Below are 7,862 nucleotides of genomic sequence, written 5' to 3'. Positions count from 1 at the left end.
GGGCGTTGCCGCTGCCCTTGCCGGTGGCAATGTTGATGCCGGCGCTGATGCCGCAGGTAATGCCGCTGCAAATAACTACCTCAGCAGTGCTCAACAAGCTCAGATGGAGAAAGAATTAAAGGAGTGTCCTGACCTTTTATGTGAAGCAGCAGTGTCTGCGAAGTGGTCTGCGATTAGTACAGGGCAAGATATAAGCTTTGGGGCAGGTATGGTAGCTGGTGTCCCGGCTGAAATATACGATACGGTTGATGGTTTTTGGCAACTAGCCAAACATCCCAAAGAGACTTTGAAAGCGCTCAAAGATTTTTTCAGCAGTGGTGAGATTTTGGCGACAATTGGTCGGACCCTTGGACAGTCCTATGTAGATCGCATTAATAAAATGGAGGAGGAATATGAGCGAGCTGGTGCTGGTGGTTCCTTTAATGCTGGACTTGAATTTGGAAAATTATTGACTGAAACAGCATCCCTAATGACAGGAGTTGCTGGAGCAGCCAAGGGAGGCATAAAGCTTGGCGCAAAGGCTCTGGCTAAATTTGCTGCTAAGACTGAGGTAACGGCTGCAAAAGCAGGCAAAGACATCGCTCAATCAACGGAAAAAATAAGCGATAAAGCTGTTGCAGTTCATGAGCAAACAGGAAACAAAGCTTCTCAGACAATTGAAGAAGTCAGAAATAAAATAAAAGATATTTATCCAGAAAAAGACATTGCTCAATCAACGGAAAAAATCAGAGATGAAATTGCTAAAACTCAATATTTCACACAAGGAGAACATTTATGGTCAGACAGAAAATCCACTGTTTTTGAGCTTGAAATACCTCACAAAGGAGAAATAATTACTCAAAAATATGAAGTTTATGAGAGTGAAAAGCTGTTTAATCCTTACCGAATTGTTACTTGGATAGAAAAAGGGAAAGAAGTAGAAGGTACAAATATTGAAAAGATGACAGCAGGAAGAGCGCCCATAGGATTTGATGATAAATCCATTGAATTCCATCACATATTGCAAACACATGATGGTCCTCTAGCAATGGTGACAAACGAGTTTCATAAAAAATATCATCGTATCCTTCATAATAGGCCTAAGGAAATGGGATCAGATATTGATAGAGATTTGTTTAAAAAGTTGAGAGAAGAACTTTGGATGTTATGTGCTGAATGTTATAAACCGAAAGATACAAAAATTAAAAAATAACAATTTATAGGAGAACAAATTATGAAAACTTACACCTTAGATGATGTTGCAGAGTTGGTTGAGAAATATAGTGATATTGTTGATTTTGGCACTGCAGAGGATGCGGTTAGTAATGAAAGGATTGAAGAAGCTGAGAAAATTCTTGGTGTAAAGTTTACAACTTCTTATAAAGACTTTTTAAAAAATTATAAAGGAGGAGAAATTGGAGGTTATGAAATATTTAGCATTTATAACGCAAGTTTTGATAAGTGTCCTGCTGGTGATATTGTTTTCTATCATTTGACGGATATAAAAAATGGTTTCGCAAAACCAAATCAGCTTGCCGTGAATAGAACTGATTTTGGTGAAACATTTTACTTTGATTATACTCAGTTTCAGGATGGTGAATGCCCACTTTACGTCGAGATTCCATCTGGAGCGTCACATTATTATGCAAGTAATTTTTATGAATTTCTCTGTAAAAGAATTAAAGAGCACGCAGGGGAAGATTTATGAAAACCTATACCTTAGATGATGTTGCAGTATTAATTGATAAAGTGAATAAATATGATGATGAGATTATTAATTTTGGTAGTGAAGATGATGAAGAGAATGAAACGGATGATCTACAGATTGAAAAGGCGGAGAAAACTCTCGGCGTACAATTCACATCCTCTTACAAAGTTTTTTTAAAAAAATATGGAGGAGGAGAAATTGGTGGTGAAGAAATTTATAGCCTTTATGGAGATTGTGGGGAAGGTATTCCTGCTGGTGATATTGTTTACCAAAACTTACTCGATAGAAAACATGGTTTTGCGACACCAGAACAGCTCGTTGTGAGTTATGATCTTGATGAAACCTTTTACTTTGATTATACGCAGTTTCGGGATGGTGAATGCCCACTCTATGTCATGTTTGCGGATGAGGAGTCCGAATATTACGCAAGTAATTTTTATGAATTCCTTTGCAAAAGAATTAAAGTACACGCGGGAGTTGAGATACCTGATGGTGACCAACCGATTGAAAAGATTGAGCACACTCCCACTCCGCAACCTATCCCTTTCTACAAGAGCTTTTGGAAAAAACTATGGAAGAGGTGAAATTGATAGTGGAAATATGGAGCGTTTATAACGCACGTTTTGAGGATCATCCATGAAAACCTATACCTTAGCTGATGTTGCAGTATTAATTGATAAAGTGAATAAATATGATGATGAGATTATCAATTTGGGTACTGCAGAAAATGCAGTTGGTGATCTCGTGATTGAAAAGGCGGAGAAAGCTCTCGGTTTACAATTCACATCTTCTTATAAGAGTTTTTTAAAAAATTATAAAGGAGGAGAAATTGGAGGTTATGAAATCTGTAGCGTTTATAGGGATTGTGGAATAGGTATTGCTGCTGGTGATATTGTTTTCCGCAACTTAAATAATAGAAAAAGGGGTTTTGCGACACCAGAACAGCTTATCGTAAGTAGAACAGATTTTGGTGAGACTTTTTACTTTGATTATACGCAGTTTCGGGATGGTGAATGCCCACTCTATGTCATGCTTCCATCTGAAGATTGCGAATATTACGCAAGTAATTTTTATGAATTTCTCTGCAAAAGAATTAAAGAGTATGCAGGGGAAGATTCATGAAAACCTATACCTTAGATGATGTTATACAACTAGTTGATAAATAGGATAATTGCGATTTATTGCTTGTTATGAAAACATCTAAAAAGAGATTGATCATTATAAAGATTAGCAAAATCCCTTTTAATAGACCGTGTCAGTGTTGTCAGTTCTTTTTAGAGCCTCTATTGTTTTTTTTATGAGTAAAAATTAAAAACATTATATTTTAATAGGTTAGTGTTTTAAAAACATAACCCATATCAAGAGTACAATCTTGAAAGATAACCAATGATGTGAATTGATTAAAACCTGTCAGTTATGTGTCAGTAAAGTGAACTGACAAAATAGACCATTTTAGTGAGTCATTAAAGCCTTTCAAAAGATAGCTTGTAATTCATATGAAATGCTATCAAGATCATTATGGTTGTGAGTTTTGAAGATTTTGAGTATTTTGAGAGTTCCTTTTACTCCCCTTTATATATATTTTTTCAATCGAAAAATAAAAGTCATTATATTTCAATATATTAGCATTTTAGAGATACAATCTATATTAAGATACAACCTATAAATACAACCAATGGTATATTTTTGAAGGTATTTTGAGAGTTTGAGAAACCTACAAAACCTATAAGTAATATAAGAAAATGAATATACATAACTCTCTTTAAACAAAGCTTTTGATAACAATAAAGCTATCATTTTAGATTACGGTATAATCTTTTAAAGGCAATGTAAAAAATCTAATTCACTTTAAGAGTGGGTTTCTTAAAAATCTTAAAGCAATCCAAATAAGAGTATCTAAAAGTGCAAGTTTCTTCTTTTTAGAATAACGCATATTAGGATTGTATCTAATCAACTTAACAAAAGAGGTATAGATTATGGTTATAAGCTCTATACCACTTGTGAGATCAACATACCCATTATGTGAGCATGCTTTATAAGTTATTTAGTTTCTTTTAATACCAAATTTGGTAGGTTTTTTACGATTTTCATGGTTTCTAAACTTACGGTAATAACTCTTTGAAACAACTCTAGAGGGTAGGCAGGGTTGCCAATGGTTTCAACAGCATAGCGATTGGCATCATTAACAATGCCGCTCTTTTTATCAGTCTTTACACATTGACGCCCCATAACCCATTCAAGAGCGGGTCTACCATTAACGATATACTCATAAGCTTCAAGAGGGATATCTGTCATTGTGATATTGCTGTTATAAATAACAGTTGATTTATCTTTCTCTTTACCTGCTTTTGCGAATTTCATTTCAGTCACATAATAAAACTTTTCTGGATTAGAGATATCAGTCTGTTTTGGATTGCCTTTTTTAAAGGTCACGGGATAAGGTACTACAGTTTCATAGTTTACGTGCAAATGACCCAGTTCACGTCCTGCTGTTACAAACTTCCAAAAATCTTCAGCACTCTTTACGCAAGGAATGCGAGGCAATTCTTTAGAGAGGTTATCAGCATAACGAGCACGGTAATCTTCCGAATGGAGTAAACCGTAAACGTAATAGAATAGATCATCCTTAGTAATTTTTTCATTAGGATAAGCCTCTTTAAAATGTGCTAATCCTTCATCCGTAATGGCATCATGCTTCTGTAAACCAGCTGTTGTGCTTTTTTCTGTAAATAAATGGGATTGTTTCTCTTTATTGTTTTTCAAGGATTCAGCATCTTCATAAATATAGCGTGGAAAGCATTGACCTTTATCCACTACATCAAGATTAGGTAAACTTTTAGACATAAGTACAGAAAAACCCGATTGAGTTCCCGTACCTGTAATTTGTATTACCATATTTTCAACCACCTTCCCCATAGGGAATATCCGCGGCATTTGATAGACTCTCTCATTAAAAGTACGGTTGCAGTATAGCCATTGTTTCGTAAAAGGACGATAAAGACTTTGCGTGATGCATTTATTTTCAAATTCAAAGATTTTTCCTCTTACTAACTCTTGTTTAACATTATAGCTCCAACTTATCTTCCTCTCATCTGTATCAACGAAATTATTTACAGCCTTTGTACGTATCTTGCGACTAGCATGCGGATAGATATCATTAAAACGTTCCACTTCACTGTTATAGAAGGCAATCATATTACTCATGTTTTTCTTTAAAGTTTCATGGCTTGAGTTATACGTCCAAGCATCACGATTAGTTACAACCCCAAGAGAAAATGTTTCAAATAGTCTGAAATTACATCCCTTCTTATCGCCTATAGCTAAAAATGTTTTGAAATTGTTATCACGTTGATGAATCCAGTCACCATGTTCATCCGGTGTAATTATTTTCCAACTCGATTTATTTGTGATGCCATCAACACTACCAAAGTATTGAAGCATCTCAAGTTTTTTTGCGGTGGAAAGATTATCTCCAATATCATGATAGTAAATCTTACACGGTTGTTTTTTATTTGGATTGCGCACAAAAATCGTTACAGCTATTCCGTTTTGACTTCCAAAACCAAAAACATTGCCTCCTTCCTTTGATAGCTCTTTTGATTTTATATTTTTTCGAATATCACCACGAAGATTAATAATATAAATAGAAGAATATTCATTTCGTAAGCATTTTCGCATGCCATCAGCAAATGCTTTATCTATCCATCCATTTCCAGAAATATAAGCTACAATACCACCTTGAGAATTTAAGCGATTACTTGCCCACCTAATCGCTCGAATATAGCTATCATAGAGATTTCTTTTTAATGTTGCTTGAGATTTAAGTGCATACGTATTTTGGATACTTCTATCAAGTATTTCATATTCTACATTTGCATTATTATCATTCTCACTTCTTTGACCAGAAGAATAAGGAGGGTTACCAAAGATAACTTTGATGTTTAGATTTTTCTGATGCTCTAAATATTCACTGTTTTCTTTGAATAATTCCTGTAGAAGATTTTTCTCTTCAAGCATCTGAAACGTATCAGTCAAACCAATATGCTTAAAAGGAATATACTCACCTTTCATGATACTATGATAAGTCGATTCAATGTTAATCGCTGCTATGTAATAAGCTAAGATAACAATCTCATTGGCATGGATATCATGACGGAATTTATATTCCATATCCTCTGGTTTGATGAGATTAGATTGTAAAAGCCGTGTGATAAAGGTACCAGTACCTGTAAAAGGGTCAAGAATAGAGACACCACGTGACCCTAAGCTTTTGCCAAATTCATTACGCAACACATCATCAACAGAATGAATGATAAAATCAACAACCTCAACGGGCGTATAAACAATCCCAAGCCTATCCGTGGTTTTCTTAAATGCCTTGGCAAAAAAACTTTCATAAAGTTTGATAATAAGATTCTGTTTTGCATGAGTTTCCGTAATGCCTGCTGTACAGAATGTGACACTTTTGTAGAATTTATCAAGATCTTTCGTTTTCTCTTCGATATTGGTTTTATCCAGTTCCGTTAAGATCTTATCCATTGCTTGCGAAATAGCATTGTTCTGTACAAATTCATTGCCTTCAAACAAAGCTTCAAACACGGGACGCGTGACAAGATGTTGCGCTAACATCTCAATCGCTTCCTCTTGTTTGATTTCGCTGTTGACGTTGTTCTTTAATTCCTTATGAAAGGCATCAAAAGCATGAAAGGTTTCACTGTTTTCATCAGTAAGCAGGTTTTGAAGATGCGTAATATGGTTTTGAGCAATCTCAGCAACATTGTTCGCCCATATGCCCCAATAATCGGTGATTTTAAAACTATCCAGAAAAATGGCTTTGACAAAATCAAAAAATTCAGAACGGCGGAATAGGTCTCCTTGTCCTCCAGATACCGATTGAGATTTGCTTTCTGCTGTTCCAATGACACGTCCAGAACTTTCTGCTTTTGATGGTATCGAGATCTCATCAACCGTTGTGGTAAGCTCTTTTAATTCATCCTCACGCTTAATCTCTATAATCTCAATCGTATGGCTGCTATCTTGTCCTAAAGACATTTGATTAATTGTCCGAGCAAGTCTTTCATCATGAGAATGTAAAGCATGCAAAACTTGCCAAACAACACGGTATCTCTTATTGTTTTTTAAAGCTTTTTTGGCTTCTAAGTGTGAAGGAATGATAATGGGTAAAATGATATAGCCCGTTTTCTTATTTGGAGCACGGCGCATCACACGCCCCACCGCCTGTATCACATCCACTTGGCTATTGCGTGGGTGTAAGAACATGATCGCATCAAGAGCAGGGACATCAATCCCTTCTGAAAGACACCGAACATTGCTTAAGATCCGACAAACATTGTTCCCAGCATCTCCTTTAAGCCAATCCAGTTCCTCATTGCGTTTTTTGACGCTTTGCGTTCCGTCAATATGTCTTACTTCACAGTTTAGAAAGGGAACGGTTTGAAGGAAATCATCAATATGAGATTTGATAATTTTATTAAAGAGCTTTGTTATATATTGAGAGGTATTGATATCTTTGCAAAAAGCTAAAGCACATTGCATGGGCTCTGTATCATCATCATCAACAGCGGCTTGCTTATCTATTTTGGTCAGGGCTCTATAACAGCCAATAATTTTTGCCGCATCATCTAAATCAATTTCACGGTTTTCATTGGCAATAATCTCCTGTATGGCTGGTGTGATATAGGTTTCATTAATACCCAAGACCACAATCTTGTAAGGAGTTAAAAGTTCATTATCGACAGCTTCCGCGAATGTATAATGATGGAGTTGTTTGCCATAAAGCGTTTCATCGTCCATAGATGCGAGAACGGCATTAATCTCATCCGCCCGCCTTTTGGCAGTATCACTAAAGATACGCGGCGTTGCTGTCATATACAGACGTTTTTTACCTCGAATGATGCTGTTATCATGAACCTTGATAAATTCAGATTCATTGTCTTCAGTTCCCAATGAAGCCCCAGTGGTTCTATGCGCTTCATCACAAATGATTAGATCAAATTCGGGTAAATCATATTCTTTTTGTGCATCCGAAATCACTTGGATAGAATGATAGGTTGAAAAGACCACCGTCATTGCGTCTACTAGGTTTTCGCAAGCTTCTTTGGCAAGGGCTTTCGCATCCGTGGTAGCAGGGAGAACAAGATCTGATGTTTCCATG

The 7,862-nt window shown here is 36.0% G+C and carries 5 protein-coding genes; 4 read left to right on the top strand and 1 reads right to left on the bottom strand.

Annotation, left to right across the window (positions count from 1 at the left end; all coding sequences use genetic code 11):
- From ACFILL_RS08450 to ACFILL_RS08435, 4 genes are all read left to right on the top strand, one after another.
- Positions 1 to 1,192, top strand: a 1,192-nt coding sequence (locus ACFILL_RS08450) for an HNH/ENDO VII family nuclease (RefSeq protein ID WP_375643727.1), incomplete at its 5' end; no start/stop codon positions are given.
- A gap of 21 nt (positions 1,193 to 1,213) precedes the next feature.
- Positions 1,214 to 1,687, top strand: coding sequence for an SMI1/KNR4 family protein (locus ACFILL_RS08445; protein WP_273783967.1), 474 nt, complete (start codon positions 1,214 to 1,216; stop codon positions 1,685 to 1,687).
- Positions 1,684 to 2,271, top strand: coding sequence for an SMI1/KNR4 family protein (locus ACFILL_RS08440; RefSeq protein ID WP_273791574.1), 588 nt, complete (start codon positions 1,684 to 1,686; stop codon positions 2,269 to 2,271). Before ACFILL_RS08445 ends, ACFILL_RS08440 begins: the two co-directional genes overlap by 4 nt.
- Before the next feature lie 52 nt (positions 2,272 to 2,323).
- Positions 2,324 to 2,809 carry an SMI1/KNR4 family protein gene (locus tag ACFILL_RS08435; RefSeq protein ID WP_375643729.1) on the top strand — a complete coding sequence of 162 codons (486 nt, stop codon included), beginning with the start codon at positions 2,324 to 2,326 and terminating at the stop codon, positions 2,807 to 2,809.
- Positions 2,810 to 3,727: 918 nt separating this feature from the next.
- Here the strand turns inward: ACFILL_RS08435 and ACFILL_RS08430 are convergent.
- Positions 3,728 to 7,862: type ISP restriction/modification enzyme (locus tag ACFILL_RS08430; protein ID WP_375643730.1), on the bottom strand; the 4,135-nt coding region annotated here is incomplete at its 5' end.

The sequence above is a fragment of the Bartonella sp. AP20NXHL genome (genome assembly GCF_042196165.1).
Taxonomy (GTDB): Bacteria; Pseudomonadota; Alphaproteobacteria; order Rhizobiales; family Rhizobiaceae; genus Bartonella.
The sequence above is the reverse complement of the archived record's forward strand: the minus strand, read 5'-3'. Positions and strand labels throughout refer to the sequence as shown.

Bases quoted from the DNA above. Each gene is read 5' to 3' on its own strand.
- ACFILL_RS08445 (WP_273783967.1), top strand. From the start codon at position 1,214: ATGAAAACTTACACCTTAGATGATGTTGCAGAGTTGGTTGAGAAATAT.
- ACFILL_RS08440 (WP_273791574.1), top strand. From the start codon at position 1,684: ATGAAAACCTATACCTTAGATGATGTTGCAGTATTAATTGATAAAGTG.
- ACFILL_RS08435 (WP_375643729.1), top strand. From the start codon at position 2,324: ATGAAAACCTATACCTTAGCTGATGTTGCAGTATTAATTGATAAAGTG.